This window comes from Bacillus sp. PS237 (assembly GCF_037963345.1).
Classification (GTDB): domain Bacteria; phylum Bacillota; class Bacilli; order Bacillales; family Bacillaceae; genus Bacillus; species Bacillus subtilis.
The window spans coordinates 3,012,487-3,028,912 of record NZ_CP150156.1 but is presented as its reverse complement, the minus strand read 5'-3'; the positions used below and the strand labels follow the sequence as shown (position 1 = coordinate 3,028,912).

Below are 16,426 nucleotides of genomic sequence, written 5' to 3'. Positions count from 1 at the left end.
CGGTCCCCTAGTTTTTATTTGTATTCCGGAAGCCAATCGCCGTGTGCTGCAAATAAATCGTCGCACATGGAGATGATGTCCTTCATGGAAAGCTCCGCGCTTGTATGCGGATCAAGCATTGCAGCTTGGTAAACCGCTTCTTTTTTTCGTGTGACAGCCGCTTCGATTGTCATCAGCTGTGTATTAATATTCGTCCGGTTTAAGGCTGCAAGCTGCTCAGGCAGTTCTCCGGCGAAGCACGGTGTAATTTTTTTTCTGTCGGCGACGCATGTCACTTCCACAACCGCTTTTGAAGGAAGGTTGGTGATCAGCCCTGTATTCAAGACGTTTCCTCCGAAGGTGAATGGTTCGTTTGTTTCCATTGCTTCTATAATTCTTGAACCATATTCCTTTGAGCGTTCGTGCGTAAGGTTTTTATTATTGACGATATCATCCCGCATTTTCTCCCAATTTTCAATCTGCTTGACGCACCTTCTCGGATATTCGTCGAGCGGGATTTGCAGCTCGCTGATCAGTTCAGGGTAATTCCGTTTAATAAAGTACGGGTGATACTCTGCGTTATGTTCGGACGATTCCGTGACATAATAGCCGAACTTATCCATTAATTCAAACCGCACCATATCATGATGCTTTGTTTTTTGTTTTTCTTTCGCTCTCCTTTTGATTTCTGGATATAAATCTGTGCCGTCTTTTTTGACTTCCAAAAGCCAAGCCATATGATTAATGCCCGCAATGCGTTCCTCAATTCCGTCATGCTCCATTCCGAGAGCTTTAAATAAATCCTTCGTGCACACTTGAACACTGTGGCAGAGCCCGATTGTTTTGATATTGGTATAGCGGAGCATGGCGCCTGTAAGAGTGGCCATTGGATTTGTATAGTTTAAGAACCATGCGTCAGGGCACATTTCCTCCATATCTTTTGCGATATCAAATAAGACCGGGATTGTTCTGAGAGATCTGAATATCCCGCCGATGCCTACTGTATCGGCGATCGTCTGGCGCAGCCCATACCGTTTAGGAATCTCGAAATCGATGACTGTGCTCGGTTTGTATCCTCCAACCTGAATCGCATTGATGACATAGCCTGCGTTTTGCAAGGCGAGTTTTCTGTCATCATAGCTGTTGATGGCCACACTTGGGTTATAACGGTCTCTTAGATTTTCGAGCATGAGCTGGGATTCCTGCAGGCGTTTGGGATCAATGTCGTAAAGAGCGAACTCAAATCCATTCAGTGCCTCTGTTAACAGGCAGTCTCCCAAAACATTTTTGGCGAAAATCGTGCTCCCTGCACCGATAAATGTAATCTTTTTCATATTGCTTCCCCCTTTAATGTTAACCCTTTACCGCTCCGGAAGACAGGCCGGCAATAAAGTATTTTTGCAGCGCCAAAAACAGAACAACCATCGGCAGCATTGCCATAAGTGCCGCTGCGGCAACTAAATGAAGGTTGTTTGCGTTTTCTCCGAAAAAACCTGCCATGGCTACTGTTAATGTCTGAACCTTTTGATCTTGTAAAAAGAAAATGGCAAATTGATAGTCGTTCCAAATAAAGACACAAGAAATGATACAGATGGTCGCAGTGATCGGCTTCAGCAGAGGAAACACAATCGTAAAAAAGATTTTCAGCATGCCTGCACCGTCAATTCTTGCGGCTTCTACAAGCTCTTTTGGAATGGTCGATCGGATAAAGCCTGAATATAAGAATACGGTTAACGGCATGTAAGCCGCTGTATTGATGAAAATGGCGATTGCGTGTGTATTGACCATTCCGGCGTCCACGACCATTCGGTACAAAGGAACCATGGACGTTAACGGAGGGATGATCATAATGGAAATCAGCAAGGCAAAAACGGCTTTATTCAGTTTCGTTTCCCGCCGGGCAAGCGGGTAGGCGGCAAGTGAGCCGAATATAATTAATAACAAGGCAGAAAAACCTGTGATGATCATGGTGTTTATAAAAGAGTTTCCTAGCGAAGCGCGCTCCCACGCCTCTGAAAAATTATGAAAGGAGATGTCGGCTGGAAATATCCATTTCGAACTGTAGTCTCCTTTTGCTTTCAATGAAGTGGTCAGCAGGATATAAAAAGGAATAAAATGCGCACAGGCCACAATGGCTGCAAGAAGCGTAATGATCCGCATGCTTTTTGTACGGGCGGCTCTCATGACATTTCCGTCTCCTTTCTTTTAAAGTACGCAAGCGCGCAAAAGCTGATGATCAAAATGACAAATGCCATAAATATGCCTTGCGTTGCGGCATAGCCGGCATCCTGCCGTTTGAAATACAAATCATACATAAACGTGGACATGGATTGTGACGCATTTCCGGGGCCGCCTGCGGTGAGTGCAATGATGACGTCAAACAGCTTTAAGCCTCCGATAATGTTGATGACTATATTAATGGTAATGGAGGGCATTAACAGCGGCAGCGTGATGGTAAAAAACTGCTGGCCTTGTTTCGCGCCATCCATTTGCGCCGCTTCATAGTAGTCTTTCGGAATGCTTTGCAGACCGGCTAAGTAGACAACCATAGCGATCCCGACATATTGATAGGTGTTAATCATGACAATGATCCATGGATTGAGCGAGGGACTGGCGAGCGCATTAATAGGGCTGATGCCGAAGACCCCGAGCAAATCGTTGAGCGCGCCTCCGTCATAGGAGAAGAAAAAGTACCAAATGTAGCCCATAATGAGCGGGCTGATCATCACCGGCAAATACACAATTGTTCTTGTTACCGCTTTCGTTTTAATGCTTTGATTTAAGAGGAGAGCGTACAGAAGCCCGACCACATTTTGAAAAAAGGTGCTGCCAAGCCCGTAAAGCAGCGTGTTTTTTAAGATATGCCAAGTATCAGGATCAGAAAACAGCCTTTCATATTGCGCGAATCCAACCCATTGGTAGACTTGTGAAAATCCGTTCCAGTTTGTAAAGGTAATCAATGTGCCTTTCACAAACGGGTAAATCATAAAGACCAGAACGGAGAGCAAAGCAGGAATGTACATCCACCAAAGTGAGGACTGCTTTTTTGGCTTAACCTGTTTCACATGAACGTCCCTTGCGATCTCACTCATTGTTTTCAGCTCCCTGTGTTTCGGATTGCTCCCGGAGTCGTTTATATTCTCTTCCCAGCTTCTGCGAAATGTCTTGAGGCGCCAAAATGTCAGCCGCGAGCTCCTGCCCAACCGTGCCCAGGACATCCCACATTCCGTTTGGCAAGTATAACCGGTCGAAGTAAGGCTCGACTTTGACATCTTGATAATACTCATAATCGTTTGCGTAGAAAATATCAGCTTTCACATTGGTCAGCCCTGAAGGAAGCGATGTGGCTTCAGCCATTTGTTTGGCATTGGCCGGGCGGGCCATAAATGCGATAAAATCTTTTGCCTCTTTTAATTGAGGCGAATCTTTCCATGCTGCAAGGGTGTAGCGTTCACCGCCGATCCATATCGGGTCATCACCGGGATGGATGGCAGGTGTCGGGATAATGCCGACCTTGACGTTCGGGTTGATCTGGGCAACGTCTTGGCCGAGTGTGCCGCCTTGCATTGTAAAGGCGATTTTGTTTTGGGCCATTAATTCAATGAGCTGTGATTTTTTTGCCGTGACGGCGTCGATATTGATCAATTTTTCTTTCTGCATTTGTTTGAGGATTTCTGATAAATAAGTGAATTTACTCCATTGAAAAGTGCCGTTGATGAGCTGTTTTTTTTCATTATGGGCAGGGTCTGTGATGAGAAGAGGTGTAGCGAATTGGTCGTAATATTGGGCGAATGAGCTTTTGTCATATCCGGCAAACCAGAAGGGAACAATGCTTCCCTTGCTCTTTTCTTTAATCGTTCTCAGTGCTTTGATAAAGTCATCCATGGTTTCCGGCGGAGCAATGCCGTAACGGTCTAAAATATTGCGATTATACGCCAGACCGTCTTTTGCCTGATTGATTGGATAGGCATACACCTTTCCGCTTTTATTTTTGAGGATGCTGTTTAAATTGGGATCAAGATCTTGAGTCCATTTCATATCCCGGAGATCCGCTGTATATTCTCCGTACCTGATTTTCCCCCAGCCATGTGTATCGAATAGATCTGGCAAATCATTGGCCGCCATTCTGACACGCATCATATTTTCATAGTCATTGCCTGGGAAATGAAGGCTGACATGAATGTCACTGTGTTCCTTTTCGAATGCTGCCGCTAGTTTTCTGAACGTATCTCTTTCACTGTCGGTTGACATTGTAGAATAAATGGTTAACGTCTTTTTTGCGGTATCTGCTGAGCTTTTCTCTGCTGAACACCCGGGCAGAACAAGCAGAATAAGAGAGAGAAATAAAACAAAAGTGTGTTTCATCTTTTCCTCCTTATCATCGTGATGAATCTTTGCTTATGTCACCTCCTTTGCTGTACATCCGCAGCTTTGTCTTACGATTAATGTTGTAGGCAGGGTGACATGTTGAGGAAGCGTTCGGCCATTGAGACGGTCAAGCAGCAGTTTTACGCCTGTCCGGCCCATTTCCTCTGTGTATACCTTCACCGTCGTTAAAGGCGTGCTGGCAAATTCAGCTTCCTCAATGCCGTTAAAGCTGACGATTGCGGTATCCCGCGGCACTTGCAGTCCGGCTTCCTGCAGCGCTTTTAATGCGCCGATCGCCATAGAATCGCTGGCAATAAAGAATGCTTCCGGCAGATGGCCTTGATCGATTGCTTTCTTCATCAGGCGATAGCCCTCACGCATGCTGTATTCTCCGATCAGCACATGCTCAGGCTGGGGGGCGGCTGACTCCAAAAAAGCGGTCAGGCGTTTATCTTCAATCGTTCTGCGAATGCTTTGGCCGTCCTTCAGCGTATGCTCTTTTTCTTGTCCGCCAATGTAGCCTAACCGTTTGTAGCCTAAGTCGAAAAGGTGATCAATCGCCTGGCGTGAAGCCGATTCAAAATCGATGCCAATCGAATCGTATGCTTGCGGATCTGGTGAATGATTGATAAATACGGCATGCTCCAGCCTCCCGCTGATATGCTTAACCGCTTCATCATGAACACGGCCGATGACAATGACACCATCCAATTCCCGAAAGATATGTTCCTGAAAGGAGCCGAGATGAATCGAATTTGTAATGAAAATTTCCTGTTCAAAGCATTCCTTTTCAATCCCTTTCCGAATGGAAGAAAAATAAGGGTCCTGCCTTTCCTGATCAGGGGACAGACAGCTCAGCACACCGATCAGCGGCTGAGCCCGCTGTTTTTGCCCGCGGGATTTTCGGCGTTTGGCAACGGTTTGATAACCAAGCTCTTCAGCGATGTTGATGACTCTTTGTCTCGTTTCGCCCGCAACAGAAAGCGACTCATCTTCATTTAAAATTCTGGACACAGTTGCGCTGGAAACTTTAGCTTTCAAGGCGATATCTTTAATACGAACCATGGGTATCCCTCTCATCTATTTAGTAAAATATTAACTCATCTGTTTTTGATAAATTGATATTATCATATAAAAGTAAGCGGTTACAATAATTGTTTTCGAAATATTCCATAATATTTACTAAATATTTAGTAAATGATGTGATTTATGTTGGAAAAATAAAGGGGAACCCAGATCTGTCTCGTAAATGTGAAGTAAGCGAATAAGGAAGGGTGATGGGATGAGAGCCGAAAGAAGAAAGCAACTGTTTCGATTGCTTGGTGATTTGCCTGATCGGAGGCCAATCAGTGTTGAGACATTACGTATTGAAGAAAGAGAAGAAAATATCGTTGAAACGCTCCTGCTCGATTTAAATGGACATGAAAAGGCGCCCGCTTATTTTGTGAAGCCGAAGAAAACAGAAGGACCGTGCCCAGCCGTATTGTTTCAGCATTCGCATGGAGGCCAGTATGATAGGGGAAAAAGTGAGCTGATTGAGGGAGCGGATTATTTGAAAACGCCTTCTTTTTCTGATGAGCTTACTTCACTCGGATACGGCGTTCTTGCGATTGATCATTGGGGGTTTGGAGATCGGCGGGGAAAAGCGGAAAGCGAGATATTTAAAGAAATGCTTCTCACCGGAAAAGTGATGTGGGGGATGATGATTTATGACAGTTTAAGTGCGTTAGACTATATGCAGTCACGCTCTGATGTTCAGCCTGACAGGATCGGAACCATCGGCATGTCTATGGGAGGTTTGATGGCGTGGTGGACAGCGGCGCTCGATGACCGGATTAAGGTGTGTGTGGATTTGTGCAGCCAGGTGGATCATCACGTGCTGATCAAAACACAGAATCTTGACAGGCACGGCTTTTATTATTACGTCCCATCGCTTGCAAAGCATTTTTCCGCATCGGAGATCCAAAGCCTGATCGCGCCGCGCCCGCACCTTAGTCTTGTTGGTGTACACGATCGGTTAACGCCGGCTGAGGGCGTGGACAAAATCGAAAAAGAATTGACAGCTGTCTATGCTGGACAGGGAGCTGCTGATTGCTACCGAGTGGTCCGTTCTGCTTCGGGACATTTCGAAACAGCAGTTATAAGGCATGAAGCTGTCCGGTTTTTGCAAAAGTGGCTGTGACTGTAAAAAGAAATCGAAAAAGACCGTTTTGTGTGAAAACGGTCTTTTTGTTTCCTTTTAACCAACTGCCATAAATCGATCCTTTCTTCTATTGACAGAAACAGGAGAGAATAATATATTCTAATTGTTAACCTTTGAATATAATTGGTTAACAATTTAGGTGAGAAGCGCTACACGTTCTTCAGTTATCAGTGAAAGGGCGAGAAATGATGCAAGAAGAAACTTTTTATAGTGTCAGAATGAGGGCTTCAATGAATGGATCTCATGAAGACGGCGGAAAGCATATATCCGGCGGAGAACGGCTTATTCCTTTCCATGAGATGAAGCATACAGTCAATGCTTTATTAGAAAAAGGGTTATCCCATTCAAGAGGAAAACCTGATTTTATGCAAATTCAATTTGAAGAGGTACATGAATCGATAAAAACCATTCAGCCATTGCCTGTGCATACGAATGAAGTGAGCTGCCCGGAAGAAGGACAAAAGCTTGCCCGATTGTTATTGGAAAAAGAAGGCGTTTCACGAGACGTGATTGAAAAAGCATATGAACAAATCCCTGAATGGTCAGATGTCAGGGGTGCGGTGTTGTTTGATATTCATACAGGCAAGCGAATGGATCAAACAAAAGAAAAAGGGGTGCGGGTCTCCAGAATGGATTGGCCGGACGCTAATTTTGAAAAATGGGCGCTTCACAGTCACGTGCCAGCTCATTCAAGAATAAAAGAGGCCCTTGCGCTCGCTTCAAAGGTAAGCCGGCACCCGGCAGTCGTTGCAGAATTATGCTGGTCGGACGATCCGGATTACATAACAGGCTATGTTGCGGGTAAGAAAATGGGCTATCAGCGTATTACAGCAATGAAAGAATACGGGACTGAAGAGGGCTGCCGAGTCTTTTTTATTGATGGATCCAATGATGTAAACACGTACATACATGACCTGGAGAAGCAGCCTATTTTAATAGAGTGGGAGGAAGATCATGACTCATGATTTGATAGAAAAAAGTAAAAAGCACCTCTGGCTGCCATTTACCCAAATGAAAGATTATGATGAAAACCCCTTAATCATCGAAAGCGGGACTGGAATCAAAGTCAAAGACATAAACGGCAAGGAATACTATGACGGTTTTTCATCGGTTTGGCTTAATGTCCACGGACACCGCAAAAAAGAACTAGATGACGCCATAAAAAAACAGCTCGGAAAAATTGCGCACTCCACGTTATTGGGCATGACCAATGTTCCAGCAACCCAGCTTGCCGAAACATTAATCGACATCAGCCCAAAAAAGCTCACGCGGGTCTTTTATTCAGACAGCGGCGCAGAGGCGATGGAAATAGCCCTAAAAATGGCGTTTCAGTATTGGAAGAACATCGGGAAGCCCGAGAAACAAAAATTCATCGCAATGAAAAACGGGTATCACGGTGATACGATTGGCGCCGTCAGTGTCGGTTCAATTGAGCTTTTTCACCACGTATACGGCCCGTTGATGTTCGAGAGTTACAAGGCCCCGATTCCTTATGTGTATCGTTCTGAAAGCGGTGATCCTGATGAGTGCCGTGATCAGTGCCTCCGAGAGCTTGCACAGCTGCTTGAGGAACATCATGAGGAAATTGCCGCGCTTTCCATTGAATCAATGGTACAAGGCGCGTCCGGTATGATCGTGATGCCGGAAGGATATTTGGCAGGCGTGCGCGAGCTATGTACAACATACGATGTCTTAATGATCGTTGATGAAGTCGCTACAGGCTTTGGCCGTACAGGAAAAATGTTTGCGTGCGAGCACGAGAATGTCCAGCCTGATCTGATGGCTGCCGGTAAAGGCATTACAGGAGGCTATTTGCCAATTGCCGTTACGTTTGCCACTGAAGACATCTATAAGGCATTCTATGATGATTATGAAAACCTAAAAACCTTTTTCCATGGCCATTCCTATACAGGCAATCAGCTTGGCTGTGCGGTTGCGCTTGAAAATCTGGCATTATTTGAATCTGAAAACATTGTGGAACAAGTAGCGGAAAAAAGTAAAAAGCTCCATTTTCTTCTTCAAGATCTGCACGCTCTTCCTCATGTTGGGGATATTCGGCAGCTTGGCTTTATGTGCGGTGCAGAGCTTGTACGATCAAAGGAAACTAAAGAACCTTACCCGGCTGATCGGCGGATTGGATACAAAGTTTCCTTAAAAATGAGAGAGTTAGGAATGCTGACAAGACCGCTTGGGGACGTGATTGCATTTCTTCCTCCTCTTGCCAGCACAGCTGAAGAGCTCTCGGAAATGGTTGCCATTATGAAACAAGCGATCCACGAGGTTACGAGCCTTGAAGATTGATTCCTGGTTAAACGAGCGGTTAGACAGAATGAAAGAAGCCGGCGTACATCGTAACCTGCGGTCAATGGATGGAGCGCCGGTTCCAGAGAGGAATATTGATGGCGAAAATCAAACGGTCTGGTCCTCAAACAATTATTTAGGGCTCGCAAGCGATAGACGTTTGATCGATGCAGCCCAAACAGCATTGCAGCAATTTGGGACAGGAAGCAGCGGTTCACGTTTAACGACAGGCAATTCGGTCTGGCATGAAAAGCTAGAAAAGAAGATTGCCAGCTTTAAACTGACAGAAGCGGCCCTGCTGTTTTCGAGCGGTTACTTGGCCAATGTCGGTGTCCTTTCATCCTTGCCAGAAAAGGAAGATGTCATTTTAAGTGACCAGCTCAATCATGCAAGTATGATCGACGGCTGCCGACTTTCTAAGGCTGATACAGTTGTTTATCGGCATATTGATATGAATGATCTTGAAAACAAGCTGAATGAAACACAGCGTTATCAGCGCCGTTTTATCGTAACAGACGGAGTATTCAGCATGGATGGCACAATCGCCCCTCTTGATCAGATCATCTCACTTGCGAAACGCTATCATGCCTTCGTGGTCGTTGATGATGCCCACGCAACAGGAGTTTTGGGCGATTCGGGACAAGGAACGAGTGAATACTTTGGTGTTTGTCCCGACATTGTTATCGGCACCTTAAGCAAAGCTGTTGGCGCGGAAGGAGGTTTTGCGGCAGGATCAGCGGTCTTCATCGACTTTTTGCTGAACCATGCCAGAACATTTATCTTTCAAACCGCTATTCCGCCAGCCAGCTGTGCGGCTGCTCACGAGGCTTTCAACATCATTGAAGCCAGCAGGGAAAAACGACAGCTTTTATTTTCTTATATCAGCATGATCAGAACCAGTCTGAAGAATATGGGTTATGTGGTGAAAGGAGATCACACACCGATTATTCCTGTAGTCATTGGCGATGCCCATAAAACGGTCCTATTTGCTGAAAAACTGCAGGGCAAGGGAATTTATGCTCCTGCCATTCGGCCGCCAACCGTTGCGCCGGGTGAAAGCCGGATTCGAATTACAATCACGTCTGACCACAGTATGGGTGATATTGATCATTTGCTGCAAACATTTCATTCAATCGGAAAGGAGCTGCACATCATTTGAGGGGTTTTTTTGTGACGGGAACTGATACAGAAGTAGGGAAAACGGTTATATCCAGCGGTCTTGCTGCCTTATTGAAAGACAATAATAGACATGTCGGGGTGTATAAACCATTTTTAAGCGGGATATCGCGCCATCATCCAGATAGTGATACAAGTTTGCTGAAAGATATGTCGCAGACCAGTCTTTCTCATGAAGACATTACGCCTTTTGCCTTCAAGGCGCCGCTTGCACCATACGTTGCAGGGAAACTTGAGGGAAAGACTGTCACCATGGAAGAGGTTTTAAGCCATTGGGGGCGGATTAGAGAAAAACATGAATGCTTCATCGTAGAAGGTGCAGGCGGTATTTCTGTGCCATTGGGAGAGGACTATTTGGTCAGTCATGTCATAAAAGCGTTGCAGCTTCCCATGATTATTGTGGCGCGTCCTCGCCTTGGAACCATTAATCATACCTTTTTAACTGTCAAATATGCAGAAAGCATGGGGCTTCCAATCGCCGGAATTATCATCAATGGAATCAGTGACTCTCCTGATGAAGATGAAAAAACCAATCCTGAGATGATTGAGCGCTTATGCGGTGTGCCGATTTTAGGGGTTACGCCAAAGCTTGCCAACGTGACGAAAGAAACGGTTCTACATATGGTAAAAGACCATATCAATCTATCATTACTGATGAATCAAGTGGGGGTATGAGAATGAATCAATGGATGGAACTCGCAGACCGGGTGCTGGCTGGAGCAGAAGTGACTGACGAAGAGGCGCTTTCAATATTACATTGTCCTGATGAAGATATTTTGCTATTAATGCACGGGGCTTTTCACATCAGAAAACACTTTTACGGAAAAAAAGTAAAGCTCAATATGATTATGAATGCGAAATCCGGGCTCTGCCCGGAAAACTGCGGCTATTGTTCACAGTCTGCGATTTCGAAAGCGCCGATTGAGTCTTACCGGATGGTGAATAAGGAAACGCTGCTTGAAGGCGCGAAGCGGGCGCACGATCTGAATATCGGCACATATTGTATCGTGGCAAGCGGCAGAGGTCCGTCTAACAGAGAAGTGGATCAGGTCGTAGATGCGGTTCAGGAAATTAAAGAGACGTATGGACTGAAGATTTGTGCATGTCTTGGACTGTTGAAGCCAGAGCAGGCGAAGCGGCTCAAAGATGCAGGAGTAGACCGCTATAATCATAATTTGAATACGTCACAGAGAAACCATTCAAACATCACAACCTCACATACATACGATGACAGAGTCAATACGGTTGAAATCGCAAAAGAATCGGGGCTGTCTCCGTGTTCAGGCGCCATTATCGGGATGAAGGAGACGAAACAGGATGTCATTGACATCGCCAAAAGCTTGAAGGCTCTTGACGCGGATTCCATTCCTGTGAATTTTTTGCATGCAATTGATGGCACGCCGTTAGAAGGCGTCAACGAATTAAACCCGCTGTATTGTTTAAAAGTGCTGGCGCTGTTCCGTTTTATCAATCCATCAAAAGAAATTCGCATTTCCGGAGGAAGAGAGGTCAATCTCCGCACATTGCAGCCATTAGGGCTTTACGCCGCAAACTCCATTTTTGTCGGAGACTACTTAACAACTGCCGGGCAAGAGGAGACGGAGGATCATAAAATGCTGAGTGATTTAGGCTTTGAAGTTGAATCAGTCGAAGAAATGAAGGCTAGTTTAAGTGCGAAAAGCTGAAAGAATCAATAAAAGCAATCGGTATGATGTCGATTGTTTTTATTTTTGAACAGAAAGGAGAAAATCACGTGACAATTGCATCGTCAACTGCATCTTCTGAGTTTTTGAAAAACCCATATTCTTTTTACGACACATTGCGAGCTGTTCATCCTATCTATAAAGGGAGTTTCTTAAAATACCCGGGCTGGTATGTCACAGGATATGAAGAAACGGCTGCTATTTTGAAAGATGCGAGATTCAAAGTCCGCACCCCGCTGCCTGAGAGCTCAACCAAATATCAGGACCTTTCACATGTGCAAAATCAAATGATGCTGTTTCAGAACCAGCCTGATCATAGACGATTGCGGACGCTTGCCAGCGGAGCGTTTACGCCGAGAACGACAGAGAGTTATCAGCCGTATATCATTGAAACTGTCCATCATTTGCTTGATCAAGTGCAAGGTAAAAAAAAGATGGAGGTCATTTCGGACTTTGCTTTTCCTTTAGCAAGTTTTGTCATAGCTAACATTATAGGTGTACCGGAGGAAGATAGGGAGCAATTAAAGGAGTGGGCTGCGAGTCTCATTCAAACGATTGATTTTACCCGCTCAAGAAAGGCATTAACAGAGGGCAATATTATGGCTGTGCAGGCTATGGCATATTTCAAAGAGCTGATTCAAAAGAGAAAACGCCACCCTCAACAGGATATGATCAGCATGCTCTTGAAGGGGAGAGAAAAGGATAAGCTGACGGAAGAGGAGGCGGCATCTACGTGCATATTGCTGGCGATCGCCGGACATGAGACAACGGTCAATCTCATCAGCAATTCAGTCCTTTGTCTGCTGCAGCATCCAGAACAGCTTTTGAAACTGAGAGAAAATCCAGATCTTATTGGTACCGCAGTCGAGGAATGTTTACGCTATGAAAGCCCCACGCAAATGACAGCCAGAGTTGCGTCAGAGGATATTGACATCTGCGGGGTGACGATCCGTCAAGGAGAACAAGTCTATCTTTTGTTAGGAGCGGCTAATCGAGACCCTAGCATATTCACGAACCCCGATGTCTTCGATATTACGAGAAGTCCTAATCCGCATCTTTCATTCGGGCATGGCCATCATGTTTGCTTAGGGTCCTCGCTGGCACGATTAGAAGCGCAAATTGCGATTAACACTCTTCTGCAGCGAATGCCCAGCCTTAATCTTGCGGATTTTGAATGGCGGTATCGGCCGCTTTTTGGATTTCGGGCGCTTGAGGAGCTGCCGGTGACTTTTGAATAAGCCTAAGAATGTGAGTGCCAAAAAAGTGTCAGCCCCGCCGAAAATGGGCAATCTATAAAAAAGGGGAGTGAACATCGTGAAAAAAGTGCTGATCGCCGGCGGAAATGGTGTGATTGGGAGACTGCTTGCTGAAGGGCTTATTTCAGACTATGAAGTGACTGTGCTTGATAAAGATCATTTCGATGGCAAAGCCTCTTCCATTCAGGCTGACGCGGCAAATTATGAGGAGCTGTTGAAGAAGATTCCAAAAGATACCGATGCCATCTTGAATTTACTCGCTGTGAAAATCAAATACGATATTATGGACATCGCTGAGTTTGAAAAAATGACGGATGTTTTCTATAGGGCAAGCTATTATCTGTGCCGTGCGGCAGCGGAGCTCGGCATTCAAAAGCTCGTGTTCGCCAGCAGCAATCATGTCACAGATGTATATGAAAAAGACGGGCGCTCGCTCTTAGGACGGGAAATCACAACAAGCGATTATCCGCTGTCAAAAAACTTGTACGGTGTATTAAAGCTGACCTCTGAACAGATCGGCCATTTGTTTTATTTGGAAAATAAGCTATCAGTAATCAACCTTCGAATCGGAACAGTCGTGACAGATGAAATGGATACGCTGCATGAAAAAGAACGGACGAAAAAGACACTGCTTTCTCACCCCGATCTGCTGTCGATTTTCAAAGCCGCCATTGAGACCAACATCCGGTATGGCACTTATTACGCCGTCTCTGATAATCCGGGCCGGCCATGGTCCATTGAATCTGCCGTGAATGAACTTGGGTTTTCGCCACAAATCAATACGGCTGAACTTCTGAACGAGGAGGAGAACGGAGCATAATCATTTTCTAAGATTATGCTCTTTTTCTTTTGTTATCGGTCTCAATTCGCGGCAGCCCCCGCCCGGCCGGGGACACTGTTCAAATGATTATAGACATGGCAATCACAGATTTGCTACATTTTAGACACGATATCGTCACATGCTGAGCTCGGTTTCCAAAAATATGATAACGCTTACAAAGGGAGGTGGGAGCTATCGCACATTCACTGAAAAACCGTCTGTTTGATATGTTGATTTATGGTTTCTTGCTGATGTTCGCTTTAATATGCGTACTTCCGTTCATTCATGTTATCGCAGCATCCTTTGCCACAGTAGAAGAAGTCGTGTCGAAAAAATTTATTTTAATACCGACCACTTTTTCGCTAGATGCTTATCGCTACATTTTTTCAACAGATATTATTTATAAGAGTTTGCTTGTTTCTGTGTTTGTGACAGTGATAGGCACTGCGGTCAGCATGTTTCTTTCGTCACTGATGGCTTACGGGTTATCCCGCCGTGATTTAATCGGCCGGCAGCCGCTCATGTTTCTCGTCGTATTTACGATGCTGTTTAGCGGCGGCATGATTCCGACTTTCCTTGTGGTCAAATCGCTTGGATTGCTCGATTCTTACTGGGCGCTTATTTTGCCGACAGCCATTAATGCCTTTAACCTGATCATTCTGAAAAACTTCTTTCAAAATATCCCGTCAAGCCTGGAAGAGTCCGCGAAAATTGACGGGTGCAATGATCTGGGCATATTCTTTAAAATTGTGCTGCCGCTGTCTCTTCCTGCGATCGCAACGATTTCACTATTTTATGCGGTCACGTATTGGAACACGTATATGACAGCGATCTTGTACTTAAATGATTCAGCAAAATGGCCAATTCAGGTGCTTCTGCGCCAAATCGTCATTGTATCAAGCGGTATGCAGGGGGATATGTCTGAAATGGGGTCGGGCAGCCCGCCGCCTGAGCAAACCATTAAAATGGCGGTCATAGTGGTGGCGACCATCCCTGTTCTGCTTGTCTATCCGTTTATACAAAAGCATTTTGCAAAAGGAGCTTTGCTGGGATCTGTCAAAGGATAAAGAAATATGAAACGGAGGGGTACGATGGGAAACAAATGGAGGGTGCTTTTGATTGTGCTTGTACTGGCACTCGGCGGAGTGCTGGCGGGCTGTAAAGGAACTGATCAGTCTTCGGCTGAAGGCAAAGCTGGCCCAGATTCAAAGGTAAAGCTGTCTTGGATGGCGATTTTGTATCACCAGCAGCCGCCGAAAGACAGGGCGATTAAAGAAATTGAAAAGCTGACAAATACAGAACTCGACATCACCTGGGTTCCAGACGCGGTGAAAGAAGACAGGCTGAATGCAGCGCTTGCAGCCGGCAATCTTCCGCAAATCGTGACCATCCAGGATATTAAAAATTCGTCAGTCATGAATGCCTTTCGGTCAGGAATGTTTTGGGAAATCGGCGATTATATCAAGGATTATCCCAACTTAAACAAAATGAACAAACTCATTAATAAAAATGTGACAATTGACGGCAAGCTCTACGGGATATACAGAGAGCGCCCGCTTTCCAGACAGGGGATCGTCATTCGGAAGGACTGGCTGGACAATTTAAATTTGAAAACCCCGAAAACGTTGGATGAGCTTTATGAAGTGGCCAAAGCATTTACGGAGGACGACCCGGACAAGGATGGGAAAGATGATACATTCGGGCTGGCAGACCGTAATGACTTGATTTACGGCGCGTTTAAAACGATTGGCTCGTATGAAGGCATGCCGACAGATTGGAAGGAATCGGGCGGCAAATTCACGCCTGATTTCATGACACAGGAATACAAAGACACGATGAACTATATGAAAAAGCTGCGTGATAACGGGTATATGAATAAGGATTTTCCCGTCACAAGCAAAACCCAGCAGCAAGAGCTGTTTTCTCAAGGAAAAGCCGGAATTTATATTGGCAATATGGTAGATGCGGTCAATCTGCGCGACCATGCCTCTGATAAATCGATGAAGCTCGAGATCATCAACCGCATAAAAGGCCCAGATGGGAAAGAGCGGGTATGGGCATCAGGAGGCCATAACGGCGTGTTTGCTTTCCCGAAAACGAGTGTGAAAACGGAAGCTGAGCTTAAACGGATCTTGGCGTTTTTTGACCGAATTGCCGAAGAAGATGTCTATAGCCTGATGACTTATGGCATTGACGGCGTTCATTACAACAAAGGTGAGGACAAAACGTTTACACGCAAAGAAAGCCAGGTAAAAGACTGGCAGACTGATATTCAGCCGCTGTCCGCTTTAATTGCCATTGATAAAGCCTACTTAAAAAACACTGGAGATCCGCTTCGGACGGCGTACGAGGAGCTGACCGAGGACAATGAAAAGATTATCGTCTCAAACCCGGCTGAAAGCCTGTATTCCGCATCGGAGTCGGAACGGGGTGACGAACTGAAGAAAATCATTGATGACGCGACCTACAAATATATGATTGGAGACATCACAGAAAGCCAGTTCGATAAAGAAGTGGAAAAATGGGAGTCAAGCGGAGGAAAACAAATTATTCAGGAATACGAAGAAGCGTTTAAACAAGCAAAATAACATTGGAAAAACCCAAAACGCGCAAGCGGTTT

At 45.3% G+C, this 16,426-nt stretch carries 15 protein-coding genes; 10 read left to right on the top strand and 5 right to left on the bottom strand.

The genetic code is table 11. From position 1 onward, the window contains the following. Positions 1-14: 14 nt before the first annotated feature. The 5 genes from melA to NST22_RS15725 are packed head-to-tail and all read right to left on the bottom strand — an operon-like array spanning position 15 to position 5,412. Positions 15-1,313 carry an alpha-galactosidase MelA gene (gene melA / locus NST22_RS15745; RefSeq protein ID WP_003246000.1) on the bottom strand — a complete coding sequence of 433 codons (1,299 nt, stop codon included), beginning with the start codon at positions 1,311-1,313 and terminating at the stop codon, positions 15-17. A gap of 19 nt (positions 1,314-1,332) precedes the next feature. After that, a complete protein-coding gene (locus tag NST22_RS15740) occupies positions 1,333-2,163 on the bottom strand; it encodes a carbohydrate ABC transporter permease (protein WP_004398630.1) in 831 nt (276 codons plus the stop codon). After that, entirely contained in the window at positions 2,160-3,071 is a 912-nt protein-coding gene (locus tag NST22_RS15735) for a sugar ABC transporter permease (RefSeq protein ID WP_003246003.1), read from the bottom strand. Before NST22_RS15735 ends, NST22_RS15740 begins: the two co-directional genes overlap by 4 nt. Next, the gene (locus NST22_RS15730) at positions 3,064-4,344 is read right to left on the bottom strand and encodes an ABC transporter substrate-binding protein (RefSeq protein WP_004398680.1); all 1,281 of its coding nucleotides are present in this window, start codon (positions 4,342-4,344) and stop codon (positions 3,064-3,066) included. The genes NST22_RS15735 and NST22_RS15730 overlap by 8 nt, the downstream gene beginning before the upstream one ends. Before the next feature lie 33 nt (positions 4,345-4,377). Next, complete coding sequence (locus tag NST22_RS15725) at positions 4,378-5,412, bottom strand: LacI family DNA-binding transcriptional regulator (RefSeq protein WP_004398480.1); 1,035 nt, start codon at positions 5,410-5,412, stop codon at positions 4,378-4,380. 217 nt (positions 5,413-5,629) lie between these two features. Between NST22_RS15725 and NST22_RS15720 the strand changes: the two genes are divergently transcribed. From NST22_RS15720 to NST22_RS15675, 10 genes are all read left to right on the top strand, one after another. Then, the gene (locus NST22_RS15720) at positions 5,630-6,529 is read left to right on the top strand and encodes an alpha/beta hydrolase (protein ID WP_004398709.1); all 900 of its coding nucleotides are present in this window, start codon (positions 5,630-5,632) and stop codon (positions 6,527-6,529) included. A 209-nt stretch (positions 6,530-6,738) separates the two neighbouring features. Continuing rightward, positions 6,739-7,515 (top strand): 6-carboxyhexanoate--CoA ligase, encoded by a 777-nt coding sequence (gene bioW / locus NST22_RS15715; protein WP_009968009.1) that lies wholly within the window; start codon positions 6,739-6,741, stop codon positions 7,513-7,515. Beyond that, complete coding sequence (gene bioA, locus NST22_RS15710; RefSeq protein WP_004398913.1) at positions 7,505-8,851, top strand: adenosylmethionine--8-amino-7-oxononanoate transaminase; 1,347 nt, start codon at positions 7,505-7,507, stop codon at positions 8,849-8,851. Before bioW ends, bioA begins: the two co-directional genes overlap by 11 nt. Then, on the top strand, positions 8,841-10,010 hold the full coding sequence (bioF, locus tag NST22_RS15705; RefSeq protein ID WP_009968008.1) for an 8-amino-7-oxononanoate synthase: 1,170 nt from the start codon (positions 8,841-8,843) through the stop codon (positions 10,008-10,010). The genes bioA and bioF overlap by 11 nt, the downstream gene beginning before the upstream one ends. Then, positions 10,007-10,702 carry a dethiobiotin synthase gene (bioD, locus tag NST22_RS15700; RefSeq protein WP_004398591.1) on the top strand — a complete coding sequence of 232 codons (696 nt, stop codon included), beginning with the start codon at positions 10,007-10,009 and terminating at the stop codon, positions 10,700-10,702. Before bioF ends, bioD begins: the two co-directional genes overlap by 4 nt. A gap of 2 nt (positions 10,703-10,704) precedes the next feature. After that, entirely contained in the window at positions 10,705-11,712 is a 1,008-nt protein-coding gene (gene bioB / locus NST22_RS15695) for a biotin synthase BioB (protein ID WP_004398967.1), read from the top strand. A gap of 68 nt (positions 11,713-11,780) precedes the next feature. Further along, positions 11,781-12,968 carry a biotin biosynthesis cytochrome P450 gene (gene bioI / locus NST22_RS15690; RefSeq protein WP_004398783.1) on the top strand — a complete coding sequence of 396 codons (1,188 nt, stop codon included), beginning with the start codon at positions 11,781-11,783 and terminating at the stop codon, positions 12,966-12,968. 76 nt (positions 12,969-13,044) lie between these two features. After that, entirely contained in the window at positions 13,045-13,806 is a 762-nt protein-coding gene (locus tag NST22_RS15685) for an NAD(P)-dependent oxidoreductase (protein ID WP_003245974.1), read from the top strand. A 206-nt stretch (positions 13,807-14,012) separates the two neighbouring features. Beyond that, positions 14,013-14,873, top strand: a complete 861-nt coding sequence (locus NST22_RS15680; RefSeq protein ID WP_010886597.1) for a carbohydrate ABC transporter permease — start codon at positions 14,013-14,015, stop codon at positions 14,871-14,873. 24 nt (positions 14,874-14,897) lie between these two features. Next, positions 14,898-16,394: an extracellular solute-binding protein gene (locus NST22_RS15675; protein WP_004398776.1), complete on the top strand. Its 1,497-nt coding sequence runs from the start codon at positions 14,898-14,900 to the stop codon at positions 16,392-16,394. Positions 16,395-16,426: the final 32 nt, after the last annotated feature.

Bases quoted from the DNA above. Each gene is read 5' to 3' on its own strand.
- melA (WP_003246000.1), bottom strand. From the start codon at position 1,313: ATGAAAAAGATTACATTTATCGGTGCAGGGAGCACGATTTTCGCCAAA.
- NST22_RS15740 (WP_004398630.1), bottom strand. From the start codon at position 2,163: ATGAGAGCCGCCCGTACAAAAAGCATGCGGATCATTACGCTTCTTGCA.
- NST22_RS15735 (WP_003246003.1), bottom strand. From the start codon at position 3,071: ATGAGTGAGATCGCAAGGGACGTTCATGTGAAACAGGTTAAGCCAAAA.
- NST22_RS15730 (WP_004398680.1), bottom strand. From the start codon at position 4,344: ATGAAACACACTTTTGTTTTATTTCTCTCTCTTATTCTGCTTGTTCTG.
- NST22_RS15725 (WP_004398480.1), bottom strand. From the start codon at position 5,412: ATGGTTCGTATTAAAGATATCGCCTTGAAAGCTAAAGTTTCCAGCGCA.
- NST22_RS15720 (WP_004398709.1), top strand. From the start codon at position 5,630: ATGAGAGCCGAAAGAAGAAAGCAACTGTTTCGATTGCTTGGTGATTTG.
- bioW (WP_009968009.1), top strand. From the start codon at position 6,739: ATGCAAGAAGAAACTTTTTATAGTGTCAGAATGAGGGCTTCAATGAAT.
- bioA (WP_004398913.1), top strand. From the start codon at position 7,505: ATGACTCATGATTTGATAGAAAAAAGTAAAAAGCACCTCTGGCTGCCA.
- bioB (WP_004398967.1), top strand. From the start codon at position 10,705: ATGAATCAATGGATGGAACTCGCAGACCGGGTGCTGGCTGGAGCAGAA.
- NST22_RS15675 (WP_004398776.1), top strand. From the start codon at position 14,898: ATGGGAAACAAATGGAGGGTGCTTTTGATTGTGCTTGTACTGGCACTC.